This is a genomic window from Armatimonas sp., from assembly GCF_031410135.1.
Taxonomy (GTDB): domain Bacteria; phylum Armatimonadota; class Armatimonadia; order Armatimonadales; family Armatimonadaceae; genus Armatimonas.
Map to the genome: position 1 here is coordinate 1 of NZ_JANNYP010000412.1, position 13,317 is coordinate 13,317.

Consider the following 13,317-nt stretch of genomic DNA (forward strand, 5'->3'; position numbering starts at 1 on the left):
TGTGTAGAGAACATTGTACTCCCATGTCCGCTCTTCTAGCTCAGGATCTGGTCCTGCCTGAAACTCCATGTGCATGGCGTAAGGCGGAACGGTGTTCACTCGCAGAATTCTATCGCCTGCCGCCGTGACCGTGGAAAGATCTGCCTCGACCAGCTCCGTCGGGCCGATGGGCTGTTTGAGAAAACGCAGCCAGTCCTCCGGGTAGAGTTCGACCAGAAATTTTGTCGAGGCATCAAAGGGCTTGGGCACAGTTCTAGTATACAGTCTACCGCCGACTCAGGCTCTCGGAGATGCACACAAAGCGATAGCCGCGTTTTCGGAGCCCGACAATGATTTCGGGGAGGGCTTCGGGGGAGTGCCAGCCGCGTCCGTTCATGTGCTGGATGATAATTGAGCCGGGCTTGGTCTGCCGAAAGACCTCGCGGACGATCTCTTTGGCGGAGCTATTCGGGTCGGGGTCGCCGGTCTCGACATCCCAGAGCACGGTCGTCAGGCCATAGCTCTCCACGACTTTGACGGTGAGCGGGTTGTGCTCGCCGTAGGGTGGCCGGAAGGCTTTTGGCTTGCGCCCAGTGAGCTTCTGGTGCACGGCGAGCGTTTTCTCTAAGTCCGCTCGCATCTGCTTCTCGGTGAGCTTGGGAAAGTGCGGGTGGAGATAGCTGTGGGTCGCGAGCTCAAAGAGCGGGTCGCGTGCCAGATTCTTCGCCACGTCCGCATGCCACTCCATCCAGCGCCCTCCCAGAAACAGCGTCGCCGGGACGCGCTCCTTGCGCAGAATCTCGATGATCTGTGGTGCGTAGCCTGCGGGCTTGAGGGTCTGGCAGGCATCGAACGTGAGCGCAACCACACGCTCTGAAGTGGGCAGGCAGCGAATGAGCATTTAGTCAGTCTCCTCAAAGGTGACCACAACGATTTCCCTATCCTGAACCAGCGCAAACCGTCGGTTGGGTATATCCATAGCAAGCTTTCCAGCATCAAGCTTTCCCAAGGGCAACTCTTCCCAGCGCTCGATGACCTTGCCACTCGGGAGGTAAAAGAGCTTCGGGCACTCATGGAAACCAACGAAGTACTCGTCATTGAGCGGGAGAAGCTGCACGGGGTCTTCCTCTAGTGCGAAAGTCTCTAGCAATGTGAGTGCCGTGCCCTCAACGTTGTACTTTTCCAGGCGTGCAGGCTCCCCCACGGTATCTTTTTTCCCCCAGATCAGGGCATCACTCGCCAGCGCTACCCAGATCGTCTCGTTGTCTTTCCAGACAGCAGTCAGGGAGTCATGTCCAGGAACTGAGTGACGGGAGTCGAGGTGACGGGGGTCGCGTAGCGCCTCAGCGATACTGTAGACAGGGAGAACATCAACGGGGTGCCAGACCCAGCCCGCGGAGAAAAAGCGGGTTCCATCAGGGGAGGGAGTGAGGCGGGAGTGAAAAATATCCTCAGGCTCCCGTAGCGATGAGGCCGTCAGCCGCTCGCCCGTGGCGCAATCCTCAATCTCCAGACGATTGTATTCGTCGGGGCAGTGCAGTAGTGCCTCGCGTCCATCGGGTAGGGTAAGAAAAGTGAGGGGGTAGGTGTAGTCATCCGCGCAAAAATAGCTCCGGTTCAGTTCCCGCAGTAGCTTGCCTGGTGCTTCGATAAGAAGTGCTTTGGTGCCCTTACTCTCCAGAACTGCTAAGTACTGTCCTGAAGGAGAAACAACCGTCGTGTCAAAACGATAGGCAAAAGAAATATGATGATCTGAGATACTCCCATCCAAGCCAAAGTACGTTGGCCCAAGCAGGCCATCGAGAAGTCCCTCACCAAACCAGGCCAGTGAGGCGGCGTAATTGATGGGGAGACGCTGCACTCGCCTCCGGGGAAACATCTACTTTTTTACCGTGATCGTGCGGCTAGTGAGATCCGCAGCGACGGTGGCACCGGCGGCTTCGGCGATCTCGCGGACATAGCTGTACTGGGTGGTACCAACGGCTTTTTTGACCTCCAGCACCACGGGGACGATCTCGCCATTGACTTCCGTGCCCTCGGGAGTCCAGACCACCTCGGCTCCCAGACGCATTGCCAGATCGCGGATCGGGGAGATGGCGCGTCCGTCGGCGAAGACTTCCACAGACGGCCAGGCAGTTGGCTCGCCGTAGCCTTCCAGCTCGACGCTCCAGCCGGTCTTGGGGGCATCGGGGACGGAGATATCACTGGCCTTAATGGTCACGTCATGGGCCTTGAGCGGCAGGGTTAGCTCCCAGTTTTTATCCGTAATCAGCTTGTTGAACGTGTCCATCCGATAGACAGTCGCGTGGAGCACCGAGTTGGCGTGGTTCGCCAGCCAGCTTCGGCGCGTCGCGACATAGACCGTGATCCAGGTTTTCTCACCCACGACGGCGGTGCTGCCACCGGCACGCGAGTTGGTGCGCTGGCGCATCCTGTCCCACGAGCCGTGCACTTGGGAGTCGTAGACCACCGCGCAGCCCAGCGGCGTGGTGATTCCTGCTAGCCGTGCACGCTCCATCGCGGGAGCCCAGTAGCGCCGGTCAAAGAAGATGTCCTGCGTCCGTTGCATCACCGGATCATCGCCCGCTTTGCGCAGAATCCGATGGAAGGCTTTCTCGTTGTCCAGCTTGATGTCCTGCGCCTTGACACGGCTCAGATACGGCTTGATCTCCCCCGCAAACTGCGCCGCTGCTTCGTCGCAGTAGTCGGAGAGTAGCTCGTAGAGAAAGCTGGTGAGCGTCGTCTGGGAACGCCCATAGGTCAGGTGCCCGGAGTCGCCGGGGATCACGGTCACGTTGCCGTAGTCCCCCTCGATCTCACCGGTCTCAAACACATTGACAATGGCCTGTGCAATGGCCTTCTGCTTTGGCGTCATCTTTGTCCGTCGCTTTCTTCCTGTCTATTCTGGCTCCGCGCTGCCTTCCAGAACCAGCCCGCGCGTGGCGGGGAACTTCTCGTACCAGAGCGCCAGAACATCCCGCAAGTGCTTGGCATACCGATAGTGCGCCCCTGTCCCTGTGCGCAGCTCCGCTTCGTAGAGAAACTTATCGGCGGTTGTGGTGTGCTCAAACAGAAACTGCGTCCCGAGGAGCGTTTCGTAGAGATAGGTCGGATCGCTGGCTAAAAGTTTCCCGATGGCGGCATCGTTTGCGCTCTCACCCACCGGCTGCCACTGGAGCGTGCGCATGCTCTCGTCCTGCGCGGCGTAGAACCCGACAGGCACCAGCGGGCAGTACTTTGTCCCGGTGCGGTGACGGTTCAGATCGCGAATCTCGGCAAAGGCGACCCCGTCCCAGGCAAAGCGTACGGCGGTTCGGCGCAGCCCCTCACCGATGTACGCATAGCGGTTGTCGTGCTGGGCGAGATCGGCGACAAAGTCAATCGGCCCTGATGGGAGCATGACATCCAGTGTCGCGGCTCCTGTGCCCAGCCCTCCTAACAAGCGCTGTGCGCTTGCCAGCTCTGCCGCATGGCCCGCTGCCATGCTCTCCAGCCTTTTTGCGTGCTTGATCAGCCGTGGTGCAGAGAGCCCCAGCTCGTCTCGGATCAATTCACCACAGCGCACGGCCTCGGGCAGGGGGTGCGAGAGGAGGTGCTGGCAGACGCTCACCCAAGCGCGGGCGGACTGAACCAGCATGGCGTTGGTGCGTACAGCAACCGGCAGAAAATACCGCGCACGGTCGAAGGCAAAGTTGCGCCGCATCCGCGCCGCCGCTTTATCGTTCACGCCCGCCGGGATTCGAACGCGCTCGGGCTCGTCGAGCGCCACTTGCTCCCAGTACGCCAGCGCCTCACGGTACGCCGAAAACGCCGCGCCCATGCGCTCCTGCCACGCCGCGCCGTCGGTGATCCCTAGCTCCTCCGCAGAGAGCAAACCGTCTTCGTCGAGCTTGATGTAGCGCGTGCTGCTCTCCTGCCCACCCGCCGTCGGGCTGATGCGGAACAGCTCGTAGGCAAGCCACATCGAGATGCCGTCTATGAAAAGTGCCACTGGCGTAAGATCGGCAATCGAGGCATGACCGTAATCAACCATCTTGAAGATGCCGTCCACAGACTTATCCAGATTATTCGGATCAATCCGAGAGAGAATCACCTCCAGCCCTTCGTTGGAGCGAGAGTACCGTGCGCCCGTGGCGGCGAGTAGCTCAGGAGTGAGCGCCGGACGACCGGCGGAGTTGGAGGCTTCAGTGGGTCGCAAGGCGACCTGAGTGACACGCATGACGGGAGGCACTTTCGTCATTGCCCCCACGTTTTCCTGCCTATCTTACGCCTTCATGCCCAGTTTCTCTAGGAGCTGTGGGGTGGCACGAAGGGCGATTCGGGCGAGCTTGCGGTACTGCATCACCCAGGCATTGAGGGCTTCGAGGGCTTCCTGCACGGCGGGGGTGGCGTCTTCTGCGGCACCTTTGGCACCGGCTTGGGCGCTCTGTGCCTGCTCCAGCGTGGTGAGGGTGGTTTGTAGCGCAGTTCGTTTAGCGGCGGTCAGTCCGAATCCGGCGAGCTGGTCGGCGAGGGTGGGGTCGGTGGCAAGGGCATTTAAGAAGCGGCGTCCACGATCCAGCAGCCCGGCCCGTGAGCGAGGAAGCGGCCCAAGGTCTAGCCCGAGGGCACCGAGCGCGACATGGTTGCCTTGCAGGACGGCGCGGGCGATCCCTACCAGCGGGGTCATGGCTTGGTACGCGGCGTTGGTGGCGCTTTGCACGGTATCGGTCTTGGTCTTCTTCACCGTCCGGCGGCTCTCCGCAGCGCTGCGCCTTGCCTGAACGGTGTCCAGAAGCGCCTTGCCTTCCTGCATGCGAGTGGCGGGATAGCCAAAGGGCGCTACGGCGTCTTGAATATCAGGGTTGTTCAAAGTGCCATCAATCATGAGCCTTGCACGCTCTACTTGCTTCGCTACCATAATTTTCCGTCGTGTTGCCATTGTTTAAGTCCTTTCTTCGGCTCGTTAAAGAGTTTCTTCTTCTCGTTAAGTAAAATCTTCGCCTTGTTGCGCTCTTGCTTCCTCATGCTGAGAAATATCTTCGCCTCACTGCGCTCTTACTTCGTCACGTTTTGGCATTGCTTCGTGCTGCAATACCCAATCTTCTTGTCGTTTCGGCCCTACTACATACCGCGTCAAAGCCACCCTATTTTATCATGCCGCTTCTCCAGCCCGCCCACGAAAGATGGTGGACGATGCCGTAGTCTTCGCTGAGGTGCAAATGCCGTCCGCCTCGGTACTGGTGTCCTGCGACGGGCTTGGAGACCTTGAGGTTGGCGAGGTAGCAGGGAGTAAAGGGCTCTCTGGGGCGGATGACGTACTCTGGCGTTTTCCAGTAGGTGTCCCAGCAGACCGAGACGGTGTCTGCCAGGTCATGCTCGGCGATCTTGAGGAGGGTGTCGAGCAGGCGTGGTTCGATGATCTCGTCTCCGTCGGGGAGTAGGGCGTGGGTGTAGCCAAGCGAGAGTAGGTGCTCCCCGGCTGCTTGCCGGTGCTCGATCTCGCCATGCCACTCGCCGACAACGACAGTTGCTCCTGCCGCTTCCGCGACCTCTACCGTCTTTTGCCAGTCACCTGCCTCGCCGAAGAACGGCAACTTGTTGACGAAGATAAACGAGTCAACTTTACCTTGGATAATCTGGATGCTCTCCAGTAGGTAGTGATAGTCATCATGAACGATAAATATTGCAATAGTCATTTTTCTGAGCCGTTTTAGCGAAGTGAAATACGAGTGTCAAACCGTGTGTAAAAGTGTTTGACACGTGGCGCTGGCTGTGTGGGAAAGAAATAGGTAAAACTCGTGTGCTCTCGATTCTCTGGCCTTGCTTCAGGAAGCGCGAATGCCTGCCCCGCTTGAAGGCTCAAAGAATTCGGCAACAGAGTCTATGTTTGTTCAGAGCCAATTGGCATCACGTTTCCTCATCCGGCCTAGAGTCCGGGGTTTCTCCGTGCCTTTTTGTTCAATTTATAGTTCCCTTAATTGCAGACAATGCATATCGAATTATTTCATCTGAAATATCATTGGAAGTATCCAAAAATCTATTAATAATATCTTCTACTCGATCTGGATATTTGAATTTCCAATGTCCCAATCCGTGCAATGCACTTTCCTGACAAGCAGCATGTGGTATCGCAAGAATCTCAGTCATTGTACTAAGTACTGTTTTATCAAATTCAGTTCTTTCAATAATTTCTGGCTTTCCTGACATGAACGTCACTTCCCACCACATATAACATGCAAAATTCAATGGATTGTAGTCTATACTGGCTTTAGAAACATTAGCCAATCGCATATCCTTACATCTTTTTGCCATTATTTGACGAAATAGACTAGCAATAGATGAAGTAGCATGTAATATAACATCATTATGAATGGAATTCTCAATAGATACTTCATCATTAAGCATAACTACTTGGTTCAATCCTAATTGAAATCCGAATTGTAATCCTTGTGCTACCTGGGCATCACTAAAAGGGTGCAATAGCACACCAGAATTTTCATATGTTTCAGTAAGCAGCAAAGCTAACTGAGTAGGATTCACCCCCGGTATAAAGTCATTGTGTTTCGTCCTTCTAAACCACGGAACGCCATCAACGGGATGATTAAAAATATGGTCAATAAATTCTTCAATAGTCATTACATATTGTCCAGTTGAAAAAAATTATCAAAATCACCTAAGTCAGGCGTTTCAGTCATCTTGTTATTACAGTTCTCTAGATTTGTCTTATTTGTCTCGATAAGTCCCAAATGAATTTCATCACAATCTGTTTCGCCAGCAGTATCACATAAAGCACCATTAAATTTTACTATAGAATTCACATAGCGAAGTTTAACTGAAATGGATGTTCCAATTATCGAATAATAGAAATTATTTTTAGTATAAAAATCTACAAATCGTATTTAACACGTACTAAAATCATTCCACAAGAACTTAGGATCGCTTCCCGCCCCGGTTTTCGCTAATTTTTCACCATAGGGCTTATAGCGATAGGTATTCTCGACGACACCTGCCCCCGTCACGGTAGCGGTGACGCTGCCGAGCGCATCGGTCAGGTAGTCCCGGCGAACCCCGCCGGTTTCCTCACCGATTATCTCGCCGGCAAAACTGTAGTAACTCGTCACGCCCATCGCAAAACACCTAACCCTTCACGCTCTCGCTACAAATCCTTCGCCTAATTTCCCTGAACCAACTCCGTTTAGCTCCGCTACTGTAGGTACTCGTCCCCATCCCAGATGATGGTGGTTCGCGCCGCACCCACCTGCTCGGAGCGCTTCAAACCGTCGCTACCCTGGTACGTGTAAGTCGTTGTAACGCCACCAGATTCGTGCCGAACCAGCCGATTCTCAATGTCGTAGACCATTGTCGTTACGCTAGACGGGGCCGCGACCTTGGTCATGTTCCCGTTGCTGTCAAACGTGTACGTCGAGGGGCCACTGCCATCCACGCTCGTCACCAGACGGTTTGCCGCATCATAGGTGAAGCCACGAAGAAGACCGGAAGCAAAGGTCAGGCTTGTCCGCCGCCCAGCCAAGTCGTACTGCATGCTTGTCACTCGACCGCTCGGGTCTTGGAACGTCGAGAGGTTCCCGTCGCTATCAAAGGTCATCGTTCGAACGCCGCCATCAGGCTCCGTTAGCTTCGTGCACCGCCCCACCGCATCATAGGAAAGCGTTACCCGCGCATCCTCGGTGGTTTGATTCGCTTTCGGTATACCCATGACTGAGTATACCAACGGTTCAGGTCATCCGGTAAGCGGATTTTGCAGGGCAGGTTTGGCGCGGTGCGTACCATCCCAAACCCTCCCTGCCCTGAGGGAGGGTGGCGCAGTGAGGAACGAACGGAGCCGGGTGGGTTCTGGTGAGTATGGTGGGTTCTGGTGGCCTCACTCTTTCGGAGCCAGCTTGCGAAACTCCGACGAAAGCGCATTGTGGACGGGCTGCCAGCGCGTTTTTAGAGTCTCCCAGTCGGTCTCTTGCGCGGCCCAGATCTCGTCCCAGTAGGCGTTTGCAGCGGCGAAGTTTGTCAGAGCGCCGGTTCGGGCCAGCTCTATCCCAAAGACCAGAATCCGCAGGCTGTGAAAAAGGCTCTTCCAGCCAGGGAGATAGTCTTGCTCGACGGCGATCTTCTTCTTGGCCTTCACGAAGCTATGCGACGCTTTCTGCGAGAGAGCCTGGCGCAGGGTTGCACGGTTGAGGGTGAACGAGCAGAGCGCAGAGAGGGGGCTATTGGGAACGAAGTAGGCTTCCAGAGCGTGTATCTGGTGCGCATCCAGCGCTGTCTGGTACTCGACGAGGGTAAAGATCTGGAGATTGGTGTTCTCAAGTGCCAGCTCCAGCCCCGACGGGCCATCATTTTCGGGGAAGACCACCAAGTAGTCGTCGTCCGAGTCCGGGCGGGCGGTGCCATAGACACGGGAGCCAAAAGGGATAAAGAGCGTGGTGTGCGGCCAGTGTCTCTCTGAGATAATTTTGTCGAGCTGCATATCCCATTATCGCGTGGTTAAGAACAGCCGATAAAAAGGTACAATTGGAATAATTATGGAGTTTGAGCTAGAACCTCTGGCAGACTATGCCTGTCATACCGGAGAAGGGCCTCTCTATCACCCCGGAGAGGATGCTATCTACTGGACCGACATTCCCAACCGTCGGCTGTTTCGCTACGAATTAGCGACGGGACACCATGAGGCGTTTGAGATCGGGCGGCCCGTGGGTGGCTTTACGCTCCAGGAAGACGGCCAGTTTCTACTGTTCATGGACGGTGGAGCGATTGCCCTCTGGAGCCCAGGAGGAACGCTAGACTATCTGGTGGAGGATATCTCCGAGGAGCTGGAGACGCGCTTCAACGACGTGATGGTAGACACAGAGGGCCGTGTCTTCTGCGGAACCATGCCCACGGAGAAGCGACTGGGGCGGCTCTATCGGCTCAATGACGAAGGCACCATCACCAAGCTCCTCGATGGGATCGGCTGCTCCAATGGGATGGGCTTTACCCGAGACCATAAGTTTCTGTTCTACACCGACAGCGCAAAGCGAACGATCTACCGCTTTGCCTACGACAAGATCCGGGGAAATCTCGCACGACAGCGCCCGTTTATTGTTGCTGAAGAAGGTGGCGGTGTCCCGGATGGCATGACGGTGGACGCGGCGGGCAATCTCTGGAGCGCCCGCTGGGACGGGAGCTGCCTGGTGGGCTACACGCCGCAGGGTAGAGAGCTTGCACGAGTTCCCTTTCCGGTGAAGAAAGTCTCGTCGGTGATTTTTGGTGGCCCCAACTACGACCAGATGTTTGTGACCACCGCAGGCGGCCACCAGAAAGAGACCGATGGCGCACTCGCCGGGGCACTGTTTCGCCTGACCATTCCTGGCATCACCGGGGTGGCGGAGTTTGTCTCACGTGTCGGCCTTTAACCAACAGGCGCTAGACACGCGGCTAGAGCGTGCGCTTCGTGAGACCCGTGTTCCTGGCTTAATTCTGGCCGTCGCCCAATCGGGAAAACCACCTCTCGCCCGTGCCTACGGCCTGCAAGACGGCAAACCAATGGAGCCAACTCTGCCCGCGATGCTCTGTAGCCTCTGCAAACCCCTCACAGCGCAAGCGTTTCTCGTACTCGTCCAGGAAGGCAAGCTTCGCCTGAGTGACCCTGCTGATCGCTGGCTGCCTTGCGACCCGCGCATTACCTTACTTCACCTGCTCACCCACCGGAGCGGCTTGCCCGCCAAGTTCCCCGAAGGACTCCGTGCCCCGACCGAGGCAGAGCGGGTCAAGCAAGCCCTCACCGAGCCGCTACTCTCTGCGCCCGGTGCGAGTTTTCTCTACTCCAATGTCGGCTACCAGGCACTCGGGCGGGTTCTGGAGTCGGTGACGGGCCAGCGCCCTGATAAATTCATCCAGACGCGTCTGCTGGAGCCCCTCGGGATTCGGAGCTACTTTGTCGCCACCTATCTCTCTCCCACAGAGCAAAAGCGCTACGACAGCGGCGCGGCCTCTCTGCTCACACCGCAGCGCTTTGATAAAGCGACGGGTCGCCATGTCCCCGTCCGGGATCGTTTTGCAAGCCTTGCGCGAGATGCCTGGGGTGGCTCAGATGTGTGTGGGGCAGGCTGCATGAGCGCCCCGGATTTTCTGAAGTTTATGCTCTCGGTCACGCCCGCCCAGCGCCAGCTCATCCGCAGAAACGCGACGGAGAGCTACGGCCCCGGCTGGATGCTTCAGGGTGGTGGCCTCGCCCACACCGGCACGGGCTCGGGCGAGACGCACTACGCACTCACCCGCGAGTCGGGCGTAAGCTATGTGTGCTTTATCCCCTCCAGCAACGACACTGCCTGCGAAAAACTCCTCGCCGCCATCCAGAGCGCGGTAAAATACTTACCATGAACACCATTGTCCCTCTCTATCCCGACGGCCAGGTGCCGTTCTCTCTGGGCACTGGCCCGGAAGATACCCCGACTCTCACGCTCTATCCCCCCGACAAGCCCACGGGCGCTGCCGTTGTGGTCTGCCCTGGCGGCGGCTACGGCGGCTTGGCGGCACACGAGGGCGAGCCAATTGCCAAGTGGCTCAACACGCTCGGAATTTTTGCGGTCGTGCTGAAGTACCGGCTGGGGCCGAAGTACCACCACCCCGCCGAAGTGACCGATGCCCTCACCGCGATTAAAGTGGTGCGCAGCAAGGGCCGTGAGTGGGGCGTAGACCCGAAGCGCGTCGGGATTCTGGGGTTTTCTGCTGGGGGACATCTCACCAGCACCGCCGCCACCCACTTCACCGGCCCGGAAGATCGCCCCGATCTGGCCGTGCTGGTCTACCCCGTGATCACCCTAGAGGGCAAGGCGGCGCACGCAGGCTCCCGGCGAAACTTATTAGGCGACAATCCCTCGCCCGAGCTGGTGCGCGAGCTTTCGAACCACCTTAAAGTGACAAAAAACACGCCGCCCTGCTTTATCATGCACACAGTAGCCGATACCACCGTGCCCGTCGAGAACGCACTGCTCTTTGCCTCGGCGCTGGCCGCCAATGGCGTGCCCTTCTCGCTCCAGGTCTACGAGAGTGCGCCCCACGGCATTGGTCTGGGCTCCGCGAAGTTCCCCGAGTCTCTGGCCTGGCCCGAGCAGTGCGCCCGCTGGTTCAAACAGCGCGGCTTTGTCTAAGGCAGGCTAGCGCCAGACGTCGGCGAGGGCATCGAGCTCGGCGTACTCAGACTCTCTCAGATCGGCAAGGGGCGGGCGAACGGGCCCACCGACGAGACCAATCTTGTCCATGAGCCGCTTCATCACCGAGACCTCGTAGCCCTTGCGCCGCGCCCGAAAAGCGTAGAGTGGCAGGACGTAGTGCGCCATCAGCTGCGCTAATGCCGCGCTATCGCCTGCCGCTGCCGTCTCGTGGAGCTGGCGCGAAATTTCCGGGGAGAGGTTGGCGATGCTCGATGTGTACGTCCGAATCCCGATGCTGTAGTAGCCCGGCACGGCATCGTCGCCCGCTCCGCCAATCCAGAGCAGGCGCTCCCCCACTTTGTGCATGAGCTGCTGCAAGCGCCGCGTGTCGCCCTGGCCGTCTTTGAGCGCGATGAGATTGGGAATAGCATCGGCGAGGCGCTGCACCAAGCCAGGCGACGGGTTAAAGCTGTCCCGGGAGTAGATCAGCACGCCGAGGGGCGTTGCCGCGGCGAGCGTTTGGTAGTAGGCCAGCAGCGCGTCGTCATCTGCCGTGGGGTAGTACGACGGAAAGAGCAGGAGCCCGTCCACCCCAAGCTCCTGTGCCTGCTGAGCAAGCTGCACCCCGAGCGCCGTATTGATCCCCGTCGCCGCCAGAACCGGCACGCGCCCCCCGAGCTCCTCCACCGTCACTGCAATCACCTGGCGCAATTCATCAGGCGAGAGCGTGTGAAACTCCCCCGTTCCGGCAGCGGCAACCACCGCACAGATTGGAGCATCTTTCAGGGCTTGCAGGTTGTGGCGCAAGCCGTCAAGATTGAGCGAGAGATCGTCGTGAAAGGGTGTCACCGGGAAGGCGATCACCCCGGAGAGCTGGGTGCGGAGCGTGTCGGGCGTGGTCATGCCCTAATTTTACCTCGTCGGCGCCCCTGCGGTGTTTGTGGACGGGTTTTACCGGTGCGAAATAACAGGCTTGTCGTTTTTTCCGCCTACGTGTACAATCCCCGCAATGTCACTGGGCACTGGCTTGTGAACGTATCGCTCATGGGTTTTGCTCTCGTCTCTAGGGTGCCTACTGGTGCCCCCAGTCTACTATGAAAGATAGGTTCATGACTCGACACGCTTCTCGCTTCTCGCTGACACGCGGCACCGTCGCTGCACTCACGCTTCTCGGACTGGCGGCGCTGGCCCCAACGGCGCAGGCACAGACCACCGTCTACAACAACGGCACTTTCGGAACAGCAAATGCTCTCACCATCACCGACCTCACCCTGGCCGATGACTTCGTCCTGGCATCGCCCACCAGCTTCGATGCCATCCGCTTCTGGGCAATGGATGGAAACCCTGGCCTGTTGGGGGACTTCAGCGGCGACTTGACCTGGTTTATTTACTCCGGCAGTGCGGGCTCTCCCAGCCCCAATGCCATCCCCAGCACCACCATCGTTTCTCAGGGAACGGTCAGCGGCGGGGCTATCACCATCACCGACACGGGAAGCGTGCTGCTTGGAGATCCGGACTTCGAGATCGCGCAGCTAGACTTCTCGATTCCGACCCAGAACCTCGCCGCAGGGACGTACTGGCTACGTCTCAAAGAAGGAACGGCAATCTCAACTTCCGATGGAACTGATGTTTCCTGGGTGGACACAGGGGCCGCGAACACAGGCAACGGCTTCCGCTCGGATGACAATGAAGTGACCCCGACCACCTGGAATTTCAATACAACCAGCACGACTGTTGACCTTGCCTTCCAGCTCCGCAGCAGCAGTGCCGCCGCTCCCGAACCCGGCACGCTGGCTTTACTTGCATTAGGTGTCGTTGGTGGACTGATCGCTCGCCGCCGGAAGTAAGCCTTTCTCTTCTGCGCCCAATGGAATTGGGCGTCATCAATGGCCTGCGGCCACGAAGCCCGTGCCGGGCTACAAATGTCCCCAGCCCGGCACGGGCTTTGCGGCGGAACGCCACTGCAGACGCCGGTTTCCAACCGGCGGCACCCGATGTTGCTCGAATACTTGCCGGTGTTGGTGTTGCGTTTGGCAAAGACAGCAGCCAGTACGAGATGGCGGGCGCAACGAGGGGCGGGGACGGGTAGCGCTGGGCAGTATAATGTGAGGTGAAAGAGGCAGACGAAACCCATGACCCTGACACTTGAGATACCCGATGACCTGGCCCCGCGTCTGGTTGCCATGCCGGAGAAAGACCGCCAGAGCTA

At 58.0% G+C, this 13,317-nt stretch carries 15 protein-coding genes and 1 pseudogene; 4 read left to right on the top strand and 12 right to left on the bottom strand.

Features of this window, described 5'->3' with window-relative positions:
- The 11 genes and pseudogenes from RMO15_RS15140 to RMO15_RS15190 all read right to left on the bottom strand — a co-directional run.
- Nucleotides 1–249, bottom strand: a pseudogene (locus RMO15_RS15140) (hypothetical protein); the annotation flags it as partial.
- A gap of 16 nt (nucleotides 250–265) precedes the next feature.
- The gene (locus RMO15_RS15145) at nucleotides 266–880 is read right to left on the bottom strand and encodes a polysaccharide deacetylase family protein (protein WP_309714285.1); all 615 of its coding nucleotides are present in this window, start codon (nucleotides 878–880) and stop codon (nucleotides 266–268) included.
- Nucleotides 881–1,858 (bottom strand): hypothetical protein, encoded by a 978-nt coding sequence (locus tag RMO15_RS15150; RefSeq protein ID WP_309714286.1) that lies wholly within the window; start codon nucleotides 1,856–1,858, stop codon nucleotides 881–883.
- Nucleotides 1,859–2,854 (bottom strand): chitosanase, encoded by a 996-nt coding sequence (locus RMO15_RS15155; RefSeq protein ID WP_309714287.1) that lies wholly within the window; start codon nucleotides 2,852–2,854, stop codon nucleotides 1,859–1,861.
- 24 nt (nucleotides 2,855–2,878) lie between these two features.
- A complete protein-coding gene (locus tag RMO15_RS15160; protein ID WP_309714288.1) occupies nucleotides 2,879–4,219 on the bottom strand; it encodes an FAD-dependent thymidylate synthase in 1,341 nt (446 codons plus the stop codon).
- Nucleotides 4,220–4,243: 24 nt separating this feature from the next.
- Complete coding sequence (locus RMO15_RS15165; RefSeq protein WP_309714289.1) at nucleotides 4,244–4,900, bottom strand: hypothetical protein; 657 nt, start codon at nucleotides 4,898–4,900, stop codon at nucleotides 4,244–4,246.
- Between the two features lie 205 nt (nucleotides 4,901–5,105).
- Nucleotides 5,106–5,657 carry a hypothetical protein gene (locus tag RMO15_RS15170; protein ID WP_309714290.1) on the bottom strand — a complete coding sequence of 184 codons (552 nt, stop codon included), beginning with the start codon at nucleotides 5,655–5,657 and terminating at the stop codon, nucleotides 5,106–5,108.
- Nucleotides 5,658–5,919: 262 nt separating this feature from the next.
- Nucleotides 5,920–6,597, bottom strand: a complete 678-nt coding sequence (locus RMO15_RS15175; RefSeq protein ID WP_309714291.1) for a hypothetical protein — start codon at nucleotides 6,595–6,597, stop codon at nucleotides 5,920–5,922.
- Nucleotides 6,598–6,860: 263 nt separating this feature from the next.
- Entirely contained in the window at nucleotides 6,861–7,088 is a 228-nt protein-coding gene (locus RMO15_RS15180) for a hypothetical protein (RefSeq protein WP_309714292.1), read from the bottom strand.
- Between the two features lie 77 nt (nucleotides 7,089–7,165).
- Nucleotides 7,166–7,678 carry a hypothetical protein gene (locus RMO15_RS15185; RefSeq protein WP_309714293.1) on the bottom strand — a complete coding sequence of 171 codons (513 nt, stop codon included), beginning with the start codon at nucleotides 7,676–7,678 and terminating at the stop codon, nucleotides 7,166–7,168.
- Between the two features lie 165 nt (nucleotides 7,679–7,843).
- Complete coding sequence (locus tag RMO15_RS15190) at nucleotides 7,844–8,443, bottom strand: nucleotidyltransferase domain-containing protein (RefSeq protein ID WP_309714294.1); 600 nt, start codon at nucleotides 8,441–8,443, stop codon at nucleotides 7,844–7,846.
- Between the two features lie 55 nt (nucleotides 8,444–8,498).
- Here RMO15_RS15190 and RMO15_RS15195 point away from each other — a divergent pair, with 55 nt between their 5' ends.
- Genes RMO15_RS15195 through RMO15_RS15205 form a run of 3 tightly spaced genes read left to right on the top strand, consistent with a single transcriptional unit; the run spans nucleotide 8,499 to nucleotide 11,105 of the window.
- A complete protein-coding gene (locus tag RMO15_RS15195; protein ID WP_309714295.1) occupies nucleotides 8,499–9,368 on the top strand; it encodes an SMP-30/gluconolactonase/LRE family protein in 870 nt (289 codons plus the stop codon).
- Nucleotides 9,355–10,335: a serine hydrolase domain-containing protein gene (locus tag RMO15_RS15200; RefSeq protein ID WP_309714296.1), complete on the top strand. Its 981-nt coding sequence runs from the start codon at nucleotides 9,355–9,357 to the stop codon at nucleotides 10,333–10,335. Before RMO15_RS15195 ends, RMO15_RS15200 begins: the two co-directional genes overlap by 14 nt.
- The gene (locus RMO15_RS15205; protein WP_309714297.1) at nucleotides 10,332–11,105 is read left to right on the top strand and encodes an alpha/beta hydrolase; all 774 of its coding nucleotides are present in this window, start codon (nucleotides 10,332–10,334) and stop codon (nucleotides 11,103–11,105) included. Before RMO15_RS15200 ends, RMO15_RS15205 begins: the two co-directional genes overlap by 4 nt.
- Before the next feature lie 6 nt (nucleotides 11,106–11,111).
- Here the strand turns inward: RMO15_RS15205 and RMO15_RS15210 are convergent, their stop codons facing one another.
- Nucleotides 11,112–12,011 carry a dihydrodipicolinate synthase family protein gene (locus RMO15_RS15210; protein WP_309714298.1) on the bottom strand — a complete coding sequence of 300 codons (900 nt, stop codon included), beginning with the start codon at nucleotides 12,009–12,011 and terminating at the stop codon, nucleotides 11,112–11,114.
- A 206-nt stretch (nucleotides 12,012–12,217) separates the two neighbouring features.
- Here RMO15_RS15210 and RMO15_RS15215 point away from each other — a divergent pair, with 206 nt between their 5' ends.
- A complete protein-coding gene (locus tag RMO15_RS15215) occupies nucleotides 12,218–12,955 on the top strand; it encodes a PEP-CTERM sorting domain-containing protein (RefSeq protein ID WP_309714299.1) in 738 nt (245 codons plus the stop codon).
- Nucleotides 12,956–13,317: the final 362 nt, after the last annotated feature.